This window comes from Polaribacter irgensii 23-P, assembly GCF_000153225.1.
GTDB classification, from domain to species: Bacteria; Bacteroidota; Bacteroidia; order Flavobacteriales; family Flavobacteriaceae; genus Polaribacter; species Polaribacter irgensii.
In genome coordinates, this window is the sequence record NZ_CH724148.1 from 1,017,237 (window position 1) to 1,030,823 (window position 13,587).

Here is a 13,587-nt window from a genome sequence, read left to right on the forward strand (position 1 = left end):
TTAATAAAAAAAGTAATGAAATCAATTACAATTAAAGGATCAAAAAGAGAAAGCGTGGGCAAAGTAGCAACAAAAGCCTTACGTAATGCTGGTATGGTTCCTTGCGTTATATACGGAGGAGGTAAGCTAGTGCATTTTTCAGCAGAAGAATTAGCATTTAAAAAATTGGTATACACTCCCAATGTTTATACCGCTACAATTATTGTTGATGGACAATCAATACAAACAATTTTAAAAGACATCCAATTTCATCCTGTAACAGATCGCATTATACATGCAGATTTTTATCAGTTGTTTGAGGATAAAGAAATTACCATGAGAATTCCTGTGAACTTAACAGGAACTTCACCAGGAGTTTTAAATGGAGGTTCTTTGCGTTTTACAAACCGAAAGTTAAAAGTGAAAGCGTTACCCGCTAATTTACCAGATTTTGTAAACGCCAATATTTCAGCATTGAGAATTGGTGGTAAATTAACAGTCGCTTCATTAACAACAGATGGTTACACTTTTATGCACCCAGACAATACTGTGGTAGTACAAGTAAGAACTTCTCGTAATGCGACTGCAGAAGACGACATTGAAGGAGAAGAAGAATCAGAAGCAGCAGCAGAATAAATCGGTAAGCTCTTTAAGTATACGAAAGCGTTACAAATTTGTAACGCTTTTTTTTGCTTTAAACGTGTTGCTGGTGGTTCCAATTTAATTTCTTAGTATTTTTAAAGTAGGAAGCTTGCAGCATTTTTAAAATATTTTTTTAGTAAGAATTTGCAAACAAAAGAAGACGTAATGAAAAAATTTTTAATTGTAGGTTTGGGAAATATTGGAGATGCCTATAAAAATACCCGTCACAATATTGGTTTTAAAATTTTAGATGCCGTTGCAGCTGCGCATGCGGTAACTTTTGAAACAGAGAAGTTAGGAGACATCGCAAGCTTTGGTTTTAAAGGGAAAAGTTTTACCCTCTTAAAACCGAGTACATATATGAATTTAAGTGGTAAAGCAGTAAAATATTGGATGGACAAAGAAAACATAGCCATTGAAAATATTTTAATAGTAACCGATGATGTACACATAGATTTTGGTACGATACGGATCAAGGCCAAAGGGACCGCTGGTGGTCACAATGGACTAAGAGACATTCAAGAGAAACTAAATACACAAGAATATTCCCGTTTTAGATTTGGTGTGGGGGCAAACTTTGCCAGAGGTCGGCAAGTCGATTTTGTGCTTGGGGAATGGGACAAAGAAGAAACGAGTCAATTAATTGAGCGCCTTCCTACTTCGTCCAATGCAATTACCTCTTTTGGCACTGATGGCTTGGCAAATACCATGAATATTTTCAACGGAAAATAACAGTAGTACTAACTGCTGCGCTTTATTGCGTCTGCAAAATCTTAGTTTTCACTAGCAAACCACTCCGCAAAGCTAGATTCTGTTTCTTGCAGTTTTATAGCGTGTAATTTTATATTTTCTGGCAATCTACTTCTAATTTTTTGAGCAAAGTCTATAACCATCATCTCACTGGTGGGCTGGTAATCTACCAATAGCACGTGGTGATCTCTTGCCATTAATTCTTTTGCAAGCTCTACATGCGGTGTGTTTTGGTTGAAGACAGTTGCATGGTCAAATACATCGACAATTTCTTCATTTACAATCTTTTTTAAGTCTGTAAAATCAATTACCATCCCAAATTTTGGATTGGTGTTGTCTGTAATGGGTTTCCCTGAAACGGTTACAGAAAGTTTGTAAGAGTGCCCGTGAACATTTTTGCATTTTCCATCGTATCCGTACAATGCATGTCCTGTTTCAAAATTAAATTTTTTTGTAATTCTAATTGTGCTCATTTTAATTTTATTGGTGTTTTCAAAACGGCACTAAAGTGCGTACGTATCGAAGTTATAGTGTGTGTGTTTTTGCTTTGGAAATAGCGTTAGCGACGTTTGTTTCTGTACTTGTTGTAAAAGTACACAATAACCAATCCGATTGCCAATACAAAAAATAAATAATCGCCCATTTTGTTTATATTTTATTATTTTCAATTAAAAAATTTTCGAGTACATCTGCAATTTTTCGGTTGTCAGATAATTGTGGAATTTTATTTTGTCCTCCGAATTTCCCAATAGATTTCATATAGGCGTGAAAGCCGCCTTTTTTTATTTTCCGGATAATCAATGGACGCAAAATTTGTCCCTTGATTAAATCATAATAATAGATATTTTGAGTTTGCATGGCAGCATCTATTTTCGCGCTAAAGGTATCTACATCTTCAGGAGCATTGTCAAACTCGATAAACCACTCGTGATATGGCAATCCCTTTAGTGGGTTTACTTGGGGAGCAACAGTAAACTCACTAATGTTTATCGCAGTTCCCTGGATAGCCTCGTTCAAAGCGGTTTCTACTTCCTTCCCTATCACGTGTTCACCAAATGCAGAAATAAAGTGTTTTATGCGCCCAGTTACTTTAATTCGGTAGGGTTTTGTAGATATAAATTCTACAGTATCTCCAATATTATAACCCCAAAGGCCTGCAGTAGTATTTAAAATAATGGCATAATTAACCCCAATTACTACCTCCTTTAAGCAGAGTCTTGGCGGATTTTCTTCAAAGAAGTTGTCTGCGGGAATAAATTCGTAAAAAATACCAGAATCTAACTGTAGGAGCATTCCTTTTTCTGTCTGCGAATCTTGGTAGGCAATAAATCCTTCTGAGGCTGGATATAATTCGATGTAATCTATCTTTTTACCAATGAGACTCTCGAACTTATTTTTGTAAGGTTCAAAATTCACACCGCCATAGATAAAGAAATTAAAGTTTGGAAAGATTTCAGAAATCGGCTTTCCTGTTTTTTCAATTAGTTTTTCAAAATACATTTGCACCCAGGAAGGAATGCCGCTGATCACAGACATGTCTTCACAGACGGTTTCTTCTACAATGGCATTTACTTTGGCGTCCCAATCTTCTATACAGTTGGTTTTCCAGCTTGGCAGCCTGTTTTTTAACAAGTATTGCGGAATGTAGTGCGCCACAATACCACTTAATCTACCAAGTTTTACACCGTTCTTCTCTTGTAAAACTGGGCTTCCTTGTAGGAAGATCATTTTACCATCTACGAAACTTGCATCTTTTTTTGCGATGATGTAAAACAACAAAGCATTTTTTGCAGCTTTGATATGTGTAGGCATTGATTCTTTGGTAATAGGAATGTATTTTGCACCTGAGGTAGTGCCAGACGTTTTGGCAAAATAGAGCGGTTTCCCGATCCATAAAACATCCGATTCTCCAGCCACCATGCGGTCTACATAAGGTCTTAATCCCTCGTAATCTGTAACTGGTACCGCTTTTTTGAAATCGTTATAATTAGAAATCGTATCAAAATTATGATCTTTTCCAAAGGCAGTTTTACCACCTTTAGAAATTAAGTTTTTAAAAACTTTTTCTTGAGTTACATGCGGTTGGTTTGCCCATTTGTAGACATTTCTCGTGGCAATTTTAGCATATGGAATCGCAAAAAAAGATTTAATACTCATTATTTAAAGTCTATAAAGTTTTTTGGATTCATGGCATATCCACCTTTCCAAAGTTCAAAATGTAAATGAGGTCCTGTCGAAAGTTCACCTGTAGAACCAACACTTGCAATTACTTCGCCAGATTTCACAAAATCTCCTTGCTGTTTCAATAAGTCTCCATTGTGTTTGTATACAGAGATATAGTCATTGTCATGCTTTAGAAGAAGGACATATCCAGTTTCTGCACTCCATCCAGAAAAAATAACAGTTCCATCTGCCACAGCTTGTACCGGGGTACCTGTTTTTGCAACAATATCGATGGCAAAATGTTTTGAAGTTGCTTCAAAGCCTTGCGAAATAGTTCCTGTTAAAGGAGCAAAGAATACAATTTTGACATTACTTTTAGAATTGTTTAAAATTGAAAAACGTGTTTCCCTATCTATTTTTTCTCTAAACAAAGAGTCTTCTTTTGAGGCATCTAATTCACTTTCATCAATAGTTATTTGTTTTGCCTGCACTTGTAGAGAATCGATTTCTTCTGAGCTAATTTCCCCTGTTAGGATTGGCTTCAAGGCTTTGGTATAATTTTCTAGAATTGCTAACTTCTGTTTTAGAGAGTCGGCATCAAAGGTTAATTTGATGGCTTTTGCCTTTAATTTTGAAGAGGCATATCCAGGAATGTATTCTTTAATAGGGGTGAATGCGATGATAACTGACGTAACAGCAATGAGTACAATAGAAAAAAGACCTCCTAGTACAAACACATTTAAGCGGGATAGTTTTAGTGAAAAACGCTCTTCAAAAGTTTCATCGTTTAAAACAACCAACCGGTATTTGTCAGTTAGTTTTTGTTTGAATCTTCCTTTTTTTTTGTTCTTCTTAGCCAATATTTTGTTTTGAATAATTACAAATATACAATGAAAACTTGTGGGCTGACTTCAATTTGTCAAGGGCATAAAATTAAGAAAATTATTTTCTATAAAAATTCATTTCATCGATATAATTCCAAACTTCTTTTGTCAGCATTGGCCGTATGTTTTTACCTTCTTTAATTCCATTTCGGATCATGGTAGCAGAAATTTGTATGATGGGAGCTTCCACCTTTTGAATTTTTGGATGACTATCAAGTGTGGTCTCTAGAACTCCGTCAGAAATTCTTGGGTATACATACAATTGATGGTGCTCTAAGATTGTTTCAAAATTTTTCCATTTATGAAAGCTTTTGAGATTGTCTTCACCCATAATCAAACAAAATTCTTTGTCGCTATAGCGATCGGAGATGTGTGCTAGGGTATGTGCAGTATAATTGGGTTGTGGTAATTTGAATTCAATATCAGAAGCCTTAATTTTAGGATAATTTTCTGTCGCTTTGTATACCAGTTCGAAGCGGTGATGATTTTCGAGCAGAGAACTTTTCTTTTTAAAAGGATTGTGTGGGGTAACAACCATCCAAATTTCATCTAAATCTGAATTTTCAACCATGTGATTGGCAATGATTAAATGCCCTACGTGAATGGGGTTAAAAGTGCCGAAATACAATCCAATTTTACTCATGTTCTTTGCAGATTAAAGAGATCAGTAGGTCAAAATACATTTTAAAATATGATGAAATCGCGCTCTCTTTTTTTAGTGTTGTTACAATCCTAAATAAGCACCAATTAAATCTTCGGCTTCTTTGAAAGCAACCTCTAAATCATAATTTTTAATGATTTTATCAAATTGTGGTGCTGTTGCCAGTTCTACGGAAGCTTTTGCAATGCGCATATTGATTTTTTCTTCGCTTTCTGTTTTGCGCTTTTTTAAGCGAATCTTCAATTCGTCTACACTTGGTGGTTTTACAAAAACCGCCAATGTCTCTAAAGGGTATTTCTTTTTAATGCGCAATCCACCAACAACATCAATGTCAAAAATAACGTGTTTTTCTAATGCCCAGATGCGTGTAATTTCTGTTTTTAAAGTTCCATAAAAATTATCTCGATAGACCTCTTCCCATTCTAGAAATTCATCACCTTTAATCTTACTTTTAAAATCTTTTAAGTCGATAAAGTAATAATCTTCTCCATTTTTTTCAAAGCCCCTTGGATCTCTTGAAGTTGCAGAAACAGAAAAGGCCAAATTGAACCGCTCTTGTTTTAACAAATGACGCACGATGGTTGTTTTCCCTGAGCCTGAAGGTGCCGAAAATACAAATAACTTTCCTTTAAAATGCTTACTCATAATCTGGTTTTTACGTTGTCATAAGGAGACTTCCTTGAGCGCAGTGAAACGTTTTTTTCGAAAATAACGTGTTTACAAAACGTTTAATATTTGTTCTTTTATTTGTTCCAACTCATTTTTCATCTGAATCACTGCTTTTTGCATTGGAGCAAAATTAGCTTTAGATCCAGTGGTATTAATTTCCCTGCCCATTTCCTGAACAATAAACCCTAATTTTTTACCATTAGAATCTTCTGAAGCCAAGGTTTGTAGGAAATAGTCTAAATGGTTTGCCAAGCGAACTTTTTCTTCGTTGATGTCTAATTTTTCAAGATAGTAAATCAATTCTTGTTCAAAACGATTTTCATCGAGGTCTACTTTTAAATCGTCGATAGCCTTTTTTAAACGGATTTTTACATTTTCAACGCGATCGCCATCCAATGCCTTTACTTCCTCTAGATAGGTTTGTATGTTTTTTATTCTTTCTTTAAAATCAATTTCTAAAGAAGCCGCTTCGTCTGTTCTATATTGTACAATTTCTCTAATGGCTGTGGTGATGCTGTCATCGATAAGTTGCCATTCATTGTCATCTAATTCCTCACGGTCTGTCTTTAATGCATCTGGCATTCTTACTGCCATTTTAAGCAATTCAACATCATTGCCATCGCCCTGTGGAAACACATTCTTTAATTGTTGCATGTACGCTTGTACCACTCCAAGATTTACAGTGGTAGAAGTTTCGTCTGACGTCATTTCTATGTAGATTGAAAAATCTACTTTTCCGCGAACTAAAGCGCTTGCTAATTTTTTACGAACAGTCAATTCCTTTTCTTTGTAGTGGGAAGGAATGCGAACATTTAAATCCAAACTTTTACTGTTTAAAGATTTAATTTCTATGGTTACTTTTTTTGTAGGCAATTGTAAAACTGCTTTTCCGTAACCTGTCATCGATTGAATCATAAAATCGTTATTTTAAATGAGTCGCAAATATACTTTTAATTCCCCTATTTTTCTACTTGTTTGGTTACTAAATATACACCTAAAAAGATGAGTAATGTTGCGCTAATCTTTACTAAATTTAAAGAATCACTGCCAACAATTAGAGCGTAAATAGCAGCAATTACAGGTTGTAAATAGATAAAAACACCCACTGTTGTGGGTTTTAATTTTGACAATCCGTAGAGGTTAAAAAGATAGGTTACACAAGAAGTTAACAGCACTATAAAAGCAATATTCCAGTAGCTATTTTTTGGAATTCCGCTCCAAGCAATCTCTATGAATTCCGCATATCCAAAAGGGATTACAAAAAGTAACCCGAACAAATACAACCATTTTACAAACACTACGGGGTGGTATTTTACGAGCAATTGTTTTGCGAGTACAAGGTACAAACCATAAGAGGCCGCGTTTACAAAAACTAAAAAGTTTCCCCAATTATTATTGGTGCTACTCTGTTCAGAAGCGCTGCCGAAAGTGATCAATAACAGGGCTCCGATTAAACCGACAAAGACTCCGACAATGCGTTGTTTTCCGATGGCTTTTTTAATTAAAATACTGGAAAAAAGAAGCACCATAATAGGCGCCATAACCATCATGACAGCGGCGCTAATTGGAGTGGTGATGCTCAATCCTTTGAAAAAAGTAAGCATGTTTAGTGCGATGCCAAAAAAAGAAGCAACGCCTATTTTTTGATAGTCAGATTTTTCTATTTTTTGCTGTTTTAAGAACAAGCCTAAGGTCCAAAACACCAGGGTACCCCCAGAAACTCTTAATAAAATAAAAGCATAGGGCTTTATATATAGTGGCATGACTTCTTTGGCAACTGTGAAAGTGATTCCGTAAATTAGGGTAGCAATAGACACCGCAATTAAAGCAAGTATTCTTTTGTTCATTTGGAAGTATTTTGATTCCTATAAAGCCTGCGAAGATGCGTATAAATTTTAAATGTATCTCTAAAAAAAGGGGAAACACTTTTTAAAATTCTGCAGCTTAAAATCGCCATTGTACAAGGCACTTCTGAAGAGAGACGATTTTGCGATTTGCAGTGAATTTGTTTACTTATCTTCACAGAATGCAAATACACCACATCTCAGAGAGTAATTCCATTTTAAATAAATTTATAGCAGAAATTAGAGACGTTACTATTCAGAAGGATTCTTTGCGTTTTCGGAGAAATATAGAGAGAATTGGGGAGGTTTTAGGCTACGAGTTGAGTAAAAACCTTTCTTACAAAAGCGTTGAGGTTGTGACTCCTTTGGGTACAAAATTAATAAATGAACCCGTGAATGATGTCGTGTTGTGTTCCATTTTAAGGGCAGGTTTGCCGCTACATCAAGGGTTGTTAAATTATTTTGATGCTGCTGAAAATGCTTTTATTTCTGCTTACAGACGGCATCCAAACAACGATGCCGATTTCGAGATTGTTGTCGAATATTTTGCAGCACCCTCAATAAAAGGGAAAACATTACTATTGGCAGACCCGATGCTGGCTACTGGTCAAAGTTTAGTTGCAGTGTATGACGCTATTCAGAAATACGGTGCACCAAAAGAATTGCATATTGTTGTTGTGATCGCTGCAAAAGAAGGCATTGCCTTCGTGAAAGAACATTTTCCTGAAAACACGCATTTATGGATTGCAGCAATAGACAACGATCTAAGTGACAAAGGGTATATTATTCCTGGCTTGGGTGATGCTGGAGACCTTGCTTTTGGAAGTAAATTATAATAAAAAAGGAAAAGAGACAGCACTTATAAACAGGACTATAAAAAATAGATTTCTCAAAAACACAGTAGGAATTGTTTCTGCTCCGTTTGCAATAATTATTGCAGCAGGGAAGACTAAAAATAAAAGCTCCGAACCATTTTTATTAGAAATCAATAATGCAAACAAAACCCCAAGAAATACATTTAGGATGAGAAGAATCCAACTTTTTTTAAAAGAGTTGTTAATAGAGAAGGTTTTTGGAGATTTCACGAGCATTGAAAGAAAAGAAAGGCTTAGAACGGCAATGGTGAGCCAGTAAAAAGGGCGCACTGCATAGAAATTAAAAGAAGCAGGAATCTCAAAATAAAAAAGATTGGTAAAAAGATACAATTGATCAAACCAGAAACAGTGCGTAAAGTATAAAAGGGCAGGAGTTAAAAAGCCAATTATCGGCGTGAATAAGTTGTTGATTGTCAATTCTTGATGAAGAAGAATAGCGCTGTATATCAGTATTGAAAAGACGGCAGTAAAAGGATCTATAAGAAATAAAACACCGAGCCAAAAGCCACTGTCAAAAAGTTTTTTTAAGACGTTTTTGTGCGATTTTAAGCTGTATGTTTTTCTGAGGAAAAGAGTGTATAACAATAGGATAGTTAACGTTTTAAAGTTGCTTATTGTCGGTAGGAAATCACTGAGTAATATCGTAAAAATAAAAAAAGCATAAGAATTGTCGAAGGTTAAATTATTTTTAGAAACAATAAAGTTATAAAAAAAAAAAATACTGTAGTAGAATCCGAGAAACCCTGCGGTTTCGAACAGGTTGTTAAAGTTAAAATTTTGGGAAGGGAAGCGTGAAAAAGAGGCAAATAAAAACGAGCCAGTAAACAAGCTGAGAAGAATTATAAAATTGATTGGCTTAGATTTCCCTAAAAAATTGGCTCGCATTGATTCTTTTGTTATTTTTGCAGGGTAAAGATAAATAAGTTATGATAGCAGGCAATATTTTTAAGTGGATTGGTAGTTTATTTACAGATCTATTATTTCTTCCCTTTAATTGGTTACGCACAACAGTTGCAAAAGGAGATTTAGGTTGGTGGATATCGAATGCAGTAAATTGGTTTTTCTTATTAATTCTTTTAGTTCTGTTTGCATATTGGATGAAAGAATCGCGTCGCTTTGCAAAAGAGGGAACAGAAGATAAAGCTTAATTCTATAATTTGGGAAGTAAAAACAAACTGAAACGTTTCAAAGAAAATGAAATGTTTAAAAATGTCATTCAGCCGACAAGAGAGGAAGTAGTTACAAATTTTTCTCAGCAAGGCAAATGGCATTCTTTTTTTGGAAACAACAATCCTATTGTTGTGGAACTGGGTTGCGGTAAGGGTGAATACACCATTGCGCTGGCTAGAAAAAATCCAAATAGAAACTATGTTGGAATCGATATCAAAGGTGCACGATTTTGGCGTGGCGCAAAAACAGCAATTGAAGAAAACTTACCAAATGTTGCTTTTGTAAGAACTCAAATAGAATTGGTAGCTTGTGTTTTTGCTGAAAATGAAGTTGCTGAAATCTGGATTACCTTTCCAGATCCTCAAATAAAATACCAACGTACAAAACATCGAATGACCAACAGTTCTTTCATGAAAAAGTACCATCATATTTTAAATGAAGATGGGATTGTGAATTTAAAGACAGACAGTGAGTTTATGCATGGTTATACACTTGGGTTGTTGCAAGGTGCTGGGCATGAGGTGCTGTATGCAAATCATACGGTGTATAAAAATGAGGGTGCTCCCAAAGAGGTGACAGAGATCCAGACTTTTTATGAAAACCAGTATTTAGAAGTTGGAAAGCCCATTACATATATTAAATTTCGACTGAAGTATTAATGTTATGTAGGGGTACTGTGAAATAATTATTTCACAAAACTTCTTACCTTCACATCTTGAAAGACACAGATAATTTTTTTGATAAAGTATACGAAATTGCACGTTTAATTCCCTTTGGTCGAGTTACTAGTTACGGTGCTATTGCAAGTTATCTTGGTGCTGCAAAATCAGCAAGAATGGTGGGTTGGGCGATGAATAACTCTCACCATCAACCAACATCGGTACCTGCCCACAGAGTCGTCAATAGAAAGGGTTTGCTTACGGGGAAACATCATTTTGAAGGGACTAATTTAATGCAGCAATTGCTAGAAAGCGAGGGAATTGTGGTCGTTGAAAATCAAATTCAAGATTTTGAACGCGTTTTTTGGAATCCTATAGAATAGTGGTCTTTGCTGTTTTGAATTTTACAAAAAGCAGGCACTATTTGAAAGAAAAAAGTTGGATAGAACTTATAGAAAGCGATTTGCATAATTTCCAGCTATTAAACCATAAAGAATCACAATCTACAAGCTTTATTTTCTGAACAGTAAGGCGTACCTTTGTAAACAAGATTAAATCAACACAAGACGTGAGTTTTAAAAAAGAGGACGTATATAAAGCATTAGACACTATAACGGCTCCTGGAGAAGGAAAGAGTTTGGTGGAAAACAAAAATATAACAAATGTTGTTGCGTTTGGAGACGAGGTAGAGATCGATGTAACGATTGGGAATCCTACGTTACAGGCAAAAAAGAAAATTGAAGGGGAGATTACTAAGGTGATTCATGCAAAAGTCTCAGAGAAAATTGTTGTAAAGATCAATTTAACTGTGGAAAAGACAGCTTCAAAGGAGAATCCGAATAAGATTCGTGGAAAAGAAATACCAAACATCAAAAATATTATTGCGATTGCGTCTGGCAAAGGAGGTGTAGGAAAATCTACAATTACGGCAAATACCGCGATATCTTTAGCTAAAATGGGCTTTAATGTTGGTGTCTTAGATGCGGATGTCTACGGTCCATCGCAACATATAATGTTTGATGTTGAACGTAAAAAGCCACTTTCGGTAAATGTAGAAGGACGTTCAAAAATGAAACCTGTAGAGAATTACGGTGTAAAGTTATTGTCTTTAGGTTTTTTTACAGATCCAGGACAGGCAGTAATCTGGCGGGGGCCAATGGCTTCTAAGGCCTTAAATCAATTGATTTTTGATGCAGATTGGGGTGAATTGGATTTTTTGTTAATCGATTTGCCACCGGGAACAGGTGATGTGCATTTGTCAATTGTACAGGCATTGCCAATTAGTGGAGCGGTAGTGGTAAGCACTCCGCAAAACATAGCTTTGGCAGATGCTCGAAAGGGTGTTGCCATGTTTCAACAAGAGAACATCAATGTGCCCGTATTAGGAATCATAGAGAATATGTCTTATTTTACACCAGAAGAATTGCCAAACAATAAGTACTATATCTTTGGAAAAGATGGAGCAAAGAATTTAGCAGAAGACATTAAAACTAGGTTTTTAGGCGAGATTCCTTTAGTACAAAGCATCCGTGAATCTGGCGATGTTGGACGCCCAGTAGCCTTGCAAGAGGGGACTGCATTAGAAAATGCGTTTAAAGAGATCACAAAAGAAATGGTTGCAGAACTGTTAAAAAGAAACGAGAGTTTGCCACCGACAGAAGTTGTGAGAATTACAACAATGAGTGGTTGTAGTGCCGTAAAAAAATAAATTATGACAACAGAAGAAACACTAGAAAATGTAGAAAAAGCCTTGGAAGAAATTCGCCCATTTTTAATGAGTGATGGAGGTAATATTAAACTACTGTCGATAGAAGACGGTGTTGTAAAAGTTCAGTTAGAGGGCGCTTGTACAGGTTGCTCTGTAAATCAAATGACCTTAAAGAACGGTGTGGAAGCAACCATTAAAAAGTATGCACCACAGATTGTAGAAGTTATAAACGTGGCTTAAGCCAGTGGAGGAATACAAACGAATAAGCAAGGGCGCTAGCGCCATTAACCATATAAAAAAGACCTCACAAGGATACTACTTTGTGGGGTTTTGAAAAGAAAAAGAATGATTACAACAGATATCTTAATTATTGGGGCAGGGCCTACAGGACTGTTTACCGTTTTTGAAGCAGGCTTGTTAAAAATGCGCTGTCATTTAATAGATGCACTGCCACAAGCTGGTGGACAATGTTCTGAAATCTATCCCAAAAAACCAATCTATGACATCCCTGCGTATCCAGAGATTCTTGCAGGAGACTTAACGCTCAAGCTCATGGAACAAATTAAACAATTTGAACCCGGTTTCACTTTAGGAGAGCGTGCAGAGACCATAGAAAAGCAAGCAGATGAAACTTTTGTAGTGACGACGAATAAAGGGACAAAACACCACGCCAAAACAGTAGCAATTGCTGGAGGATTAGGGTCTTTTGAACCTCGAAAACCTCCGATTCTCAACATTTCAGATTTTGAAGACAAGGGAGTAGAGTATATTATTCGGGATCCAGAGTTGTATAGAAATAAAAAAGTGGTGATTTCTGGAGGAGGAGATTCTGCTTTAGATTGGGCAATATTTTTAACAGATGTGGCTGCAGAAGTAACTTTAATTCACAGAAGAAATGAGTTTAGAGGGGCTTTAGACTCTGTAGATAAAGTACAAGAATTAAAAGATGCTGGTAAAATTATTATGATAACACCAGCAGAAGTAAAGGGAATTTTGGGTACTGATAAAGTAACCGGAGTTGCTGTGATTCGAGATGGAGGCGAAGAATTTACCATTGTAACAGACCATTTTATTCCGCTTTTTGGATTGTCTCCAAAACTAGGCCCGATTGCAAATTGGGGATTAGAAATCGAAAAAAATGCGATTAAAGTAAACAATGCCCTCGATTATCAAACCAACATTCCAGGAATTTATGCCATTGGAGATGTAAATACCTACCCAGGAAAGTTGAAACTAATTCTTTGTGGTTTCCACGAAGCAACTTTAATGTGTCAAAGTGTTTACAAACGTATTTTTCCCGATAAAAAATATGTGATGAAATACACCACCGTTGGAGGTGTAGATGGTTTTGACGGCACAAGAAAAGAGGCACCCAAAGCAGTGGTTAAAAAGATTGAATAATAAATAAAGGTCTTCACAAGTTTTTGAAACTCGTGAAGACCAAAATCTTCGGCTTTATTTTCGCAGTTCTTCACTGTGAGATTCCAAAAATTAGCAGTCAGCTTTTAGACCTTTAGTACAGGATACTTCACTTAAAAGAAAATTTTTAACAGACTTTTTGTACATTTGCCGTACAACGAAAT

At 35.8% G+C, this 13,587-nt stretch carries 17 protein-coding genes; 9 read left to right on the plus strand and 8 right to left on the minus strand.

Annotated elements, in window-relative coordinates; genetic code table 11:
• The first annotated feature begins 15 nt into the window (after positions 1-15).
• Positions 16-615 carry a 50S ribosomal protein L25/general stress protein Ctc gene (locus tag PI23P_RS04540; protein WP_004569570.1) on the plus strand — a complete coding sequence of 200 codons (600 nt, stop codon included), beginning with the start codon at positions 16-18 and terminating at the stop codon, positions 613-615.
• 171 nt (positions 616-786) lie between these two features.
• Positions 787-1,353, plus strand: a complete 567-nt coding sequence (gene pth / locus PI23P_RS04545) for an aminoacyl-tRNA hydrolase (protein WP_202899943.1) — start codon at positions 787-789, stop codon at positions 1,351-1,353.
• 41 nt (positions 1,354-1,394) lie between these two features.
• Here the strand turns inward: pth and PI23P_RS04550 are convergent, their stop codons facing one another.
• From PI23P_RS04550 to PI23P_RS04580, 7 genes are all read right to left on the minus strand, one after another.
• A complete protein-coding gene (locus PI23P_RS04550; protein WP_004569572.1) occupies positions 1,395-1,844 on the minus strand; it encodes a 6-pyruvoyl trahydropterin synthase family protein in 450 nt (149 codons plus the stop codon).
• 175 nt (positions 1,845-2,019) lie between these two features.
• The gene (locus PI23P_RS04555) at positions 2,020-3,528 is read right to left on the minus strand and encodes a GH3 auxin-responsive promoter family protein (protein ID WP_004569573.1); all 1,509 of its coding nucleotides are present in this window, start codon (positions 3,526-3,528) and stop codon (positions 2,020-2,022) included.
• Positions 3,528-4,394, minus strand: a complete 867-nt coding sequence (locus PI23P_RS04560) for a M23 family metallopeptidase (protein ID WP_004569574.1) — start codon at positions 4,392-4,394, stop codon at positions 3,528-3,530. The genes PI23P_RS04555 and PI23P_RS04560 overlap by 1 nt, the downstream gene beginning before the upstream one ends.
• 82 nt (positions 4,395-4,476) lie before the next feature.
• Positions 4,477-5,061: a nicotinate (nicotinamide) nucleotide adenylyltransferase gene (nadD, locus tag PI23P_RS04565; RefSeq protein WP_004569575.1), complete on the minus strand. Its 585-nt coding sequence runs from the start codon at positions 5,059-5,061 to the stop codon at positions 4,477-4,479.
• Positions 5,062-5,142: 81 nt separating this feature from the next.
• Positions 5,143-5,724 carry a guanylate kinase gene (gene gmk / locus PI23P_RS04570; protein ID WP_004569576.1) on the minus strand — a complete coding sequence of 194 codons (582 nt, stop codon included), beginning with the start codon at positions 5,722-5,724 and terminating at the stop codon, positions 5,143-5,145.
• Between the two features lie 72 nt (positions 5,725-5,796).
• Positions 5,797-6,651 (minus strand): YicC family protein, encoded by an 855-nt coding sequence (locus tag PI23P_RS04575; protein WP_004569577.1) that lies wholly within the window; start codon positions 6,649-6,651, stop codon positions 5,797-5,799.
• 56 nt (positions 6,652-6,707) lie between these two features.
• A complete protein-coding gene (locus tag PI23P_RS04580) occupies positions 6,708-7,595 on the minus strand; it encodes a DMT family transporter (protein ID WP_004569578.1) in 888 nt (295 codons plus the stop codon).
• 179 nt (positions 7,596-7,774) lie between these two features.
• On the opposite strand from PI23P_RS04580, the gene upp reads away from it, so the two are divergent.
• On the plus strand, positions 7,775-8,428 hold the full coding sequence (gene upp / locus PI23P_RS04585; protein ID WP_004569579.1) for a uracil phosphoribosyltransferase: 654 nt from the start codon (positions 7,775-7,777) through the stop codon (positions 8,426-8,428).
• Here upp and PI23P_RS12890 read toward each other — a convergent pair.
• Complete coding sequence (locus tag PI23P_RS12890; RefSeq protein WP_367888911.1) at positions 8,423-9,352, minus strand: DUF6427 family protein; 930 nt, start codon at positions 9,350-9,352, stop codon at positions 8,423-8,425. The two genes, upp and PI23P_RS12890, sit on opposite strands and share 6 nt — an antisense overlap.
• Positions 9,353-9,393: 41 nt before the next feature.
• On the opposite strand from PI23P_RS12890, the gene PI23P_RS04595 reads away from it, so the two are divergent.
• The 6 genes from PI23P_RS04595 (at position 9,394) to PI23P_RS04620 (ending at position 13,405) form a co-directional block, all read left to right on the plus strand.
• Positions 9,394-9,615, plus strand: coding sequence for a DUF6341 family protein (locus PI23P_RS04595; RefSeq protein ID WP_004569582.1), 222 nt, complete (start codon positions 9,394-9,396; stop codon positions 9,613-9,615).
• Positions 9,616-9,624: 9 nt separating this feature from the next.
• Complete coding sequence (trmB, locus tag PI23P_RS04600; RefSeq protein WP_004569583.1) at positions 9,625-10,296, plus strand: tRNA (guanosine(46)-N7)-methyltransferase TrmB; 672 nt, start codon at positions 9,625-9,627, stop codon at positions 10,294-10,296.
• 56 nt (positions 10,297-10,352) lie between these two features.
• A complete protein-coding gene (locus tag PI23P_RS04605) occupies positions 10,353-10,679 on the plus strand; it encodes an MGMT family protein (RefSeq protein WP_004569584.1) in 327 nt (108 codons plus the stop codon).
• Positions 10,680-10,864: 185 nt separating this feature from the next.
• Complete coding sequence (locus PI23P_RS04610; protein WP_004569585.1) at positions 10,865-12,004, plus strand: Mrp/NBP35 family ATP-binding protein; 1,140 nt, start codon at positions 10,865-10,867, stop codon at positions 12,002-12,004.
• Positions 12,005-12,007: 3 nt separating this feature from the next.
• A complete protein-coding gene (locus PI23P_RS04615) occupies positions 12,008-12,244 on the plus strand; it encodes a NifU family protein (RefSeq protein WP_004569586.1) in 237 nt (78 codons plus the stop codon).
• 105 nt (positions 12,245-12,349) lie between these two features.
• Positions 12,350-13,405 (plus strand): NAD(P)/FAD-dependent oxidoreductase, encoded by a 1,056-nt coding sequence (locus PI23P_RS04620; RefSeq protein WP_004569587.1) that lies wholly within the window; start codon positions 12,350-12,352, stop codon positions 13,403-13,405.
• Positions 13,406-13,587: the final 182 nt, after the last annotated feature.

Bases quoted from the DNA above. Each gene is read 5' to 3' on its own strand.
- PI23P_RS04620 (WP_004569587.1), top strand. From the start codon at position 12,350: ATGATTACAACAGATATCTTAATTATTGGGGCAGGGCCTACAGGACTG.
- PI23P_RS04550 (WP_004569572.1), bottom strand. From the start codon at position 1,844: ATGAGCACAATTAGAATTACAAAAAAATTTAATTTTGAAACAGGACAT.
- nadD (WP_004569575.1), bottom strand. From the start codon at position 5,061: ATGAGTAAAATTGGATTGTATTTCGGCACTTTTAACCCCATTCACGTA.
- PI23P_RS04575 (WP_004569577.1), bottom strand. From the start codon at position 6,651: ATGACAGGTTACGGAAAAGCAGTTTTACAATTGCCTACAAAAAAAGTA.
- upp (WP_004569579.1), top strand. From the start codon at position 7,775: ATGCAAATACACCACATCTCAGAGAGTAATTCCATTTTAAATAAATTT.
- PI23P_RS04540 (WP_004569570.1), top strand. From the start codon at position 16: ATGAAATCAATTACAATTAAAGGATCAAAAAGAGAAAGCGTGGGCAAA.
- gmk (WP_004569576.1), bottom strand. From the start codon at position 5,724: ATGAGTAAGCATTTTAAAGGAAAGTTATTTGTATTTTCGGCACCTTCA.
- pth (WP_202899943.1), top strand. From the start codon at position 787: ATGAAAAAATTTTTAATTGTAGGTTTGGGAAATATTGGAGATGCCTAT.
- PI23P_RS04555 (WP_004569573.1), bottom strand. From the start codon at position 3,528: ATGAGTATTAAATCTTTTTTTGCGATTCCATATGCTAAAATTGCCACG.
- PI23P_RS04615 (WP_004569586.1), top strand. From the start codon at position 12,008: ATGACAACAGAAGAAACACTAGAAAATGTAGAAAAAGCCTTGGAAGAA.
- PI23P_RS12890 (WP_367888911.1), bottom strand. From the start codon at position 9,352: ATGCGAGCCAATTTTTTAGGGAAATCTAAGCCAATCAATTTTATAATT.
- PI23P_RS04580 (WP_004569578.1), bottom strand. From the start codon at position 7,595: ATGAACAAAAGAATACTTGCTTTAATTGCGGTGTCTATTGCTACCCTA.
- PI23P_RS04595 (WP_004569582.1), top strand. From the start codon at position 9,394: ATGATAGCAGGCAATATTTTTAAGTGGATTGGTAGTTTATTTACAGAT.